Consider the following 1,343-nt stretch of genomic DNA (forward strand, 5'->3'; position numbering starts at 1 on the left):
TACCAAGATGACCTCTATGCGTCCACGACTGAAAGAATTAAACGACAATCCCTATTTATTTTGTTATCAATTCATTCAATTTATCTTCTCGTATTATCTTCGGTTGTGCCTTACCTGCCAGAATGAGAATCTTCTTCCCGTTTCTGTATATGTTCAACTGTCTGCTTCGCACCACAGCCGTCAAGGTCTCATCATCCTTCATGGCTTGCCATATCGGATAATACACACCATCAGGTTCAAATAGCTTCTTCTTAAGGTGTGAGCACATATTGGTTGTATCTATTGTCATATCATTGCGTTTATATCATCAACATAACCCTGCCCGCCTTTTTTCGCCATTGAATAGAATGTCGGCATCCTTGACGCCGTTCGGTAGCAGCACAATCTTTTCCGTAGCCAAAACATTCCATAGCCAAAAAATAGAATCTCGCTCCATTGCCGAATTCCACTGGTGGGGCTGAATATAATATGATGTATCTTCATTTTTTAGTTGTTCAATTCATTATTTTGATGTTAGAAATAACTACAATTACATTCCACATGCATCTTTCAATAGATTGAGCATTTCTTCTTCATGTTTGGAGCAAGTATCTTCTCTCCATAATTGACTGTTGTCGGTAGTCATTTCGCTCATTATTCGTAATTTTAAGCTCCCTTTGTCAATCATTTCTTGAAATGTTGATTTTTTTGCACTTGGATGCAAATTGGAGAACTTTGAGTTGACGCTTCTCTGAATTAAGCATAAATTTCCAAATCTATCCACTCCATTTGGACCTTCATCCTCCCAACGTGGAAAACTTCCTTCCGATGGGTTGCGAGGATACCAATGTTCAACTGAGTTTCTGAATTCAAAATCAAAATCTATCTTTGGGCTCTTTTTCCAAAGCAGAAAATCAAGATAGTTGAGAACAATGTGTGGGGTAGCCACACCTAAATAGAAGTTTTCTTTATTATTTAAGAACTCTGTAACAGGTTCTCTGGCTGTATCATTTACAATATCCTCATAAATCCATCCTTCCGGGGCACGGTCAAGAAAATAGTCCGTCAGCCAAATCAGAAGTTTTGTAATCCAGTGCATAACTTTGGGTGAAGTAAAGGAAACACGCATTGCGGCCTGTAGCATTAGAATGTATTTATTATGCTGCTCATTATACCAACGACCATAGTCCACTACATTGGTGAGTTTGTAGAGAGCTTTTTTGTTACCTCCTTGTCCGTATGAACATATCTCTTTTAAACTCCATTCTCCATCTTGTGCCGCATCTCCGACATACTCTCGCTTGATAATATACTCAAGTTTCGGATTTAGAATTCAAGCCGTTTGAGCATACTCTCTAAGTGCA

General features: G+C 38.6%; 2 protein-coding genes. Both read right to left on the reverse strand.

The features are described 5' to 3' along the window. Positions 1-55: 55 nt before the first annotated feature. Entirely contained in the window at positions 56-289 is a 234-nt protein-coding gene (locus tag KM934_RS12750) for a hypothetical protein (protein WP_215760990.1), read from the reverse strand. Between the two features lie 240 nt (positions 290-529). Beyond that, complete coding sequence (locus tag KM934_RS12755; protein ID WP_215760991.1) at positions 530-1,171, reverse strand: GmrSD restriction endonuclease domain-containing protein; 642 nt, start codon at positions 1,169-1,171, stop codon at positions 530-532. Positions 1,172-1,343: the final 172 nt, after the last annotated feature.

The sequence above is a fragment of the Hallella faecis genome, assembly GCF_018789675.1.
GTDB lineage: Bacteria > Bacteroidota > Bacteroidia > Bacteroidales > Bacteroidaceae > Prevotella > Prevotella faecis.

Bases quoted from the DNA above. Each gene is read 5' to 3' on its own strand.
- KM934_RS12750 (WP_215760990.1), bottom strand. From the start codon at position 289: ATGACAATAGATACAACCAATATGTGCTCACACCTTAAGAAGAAGCTA.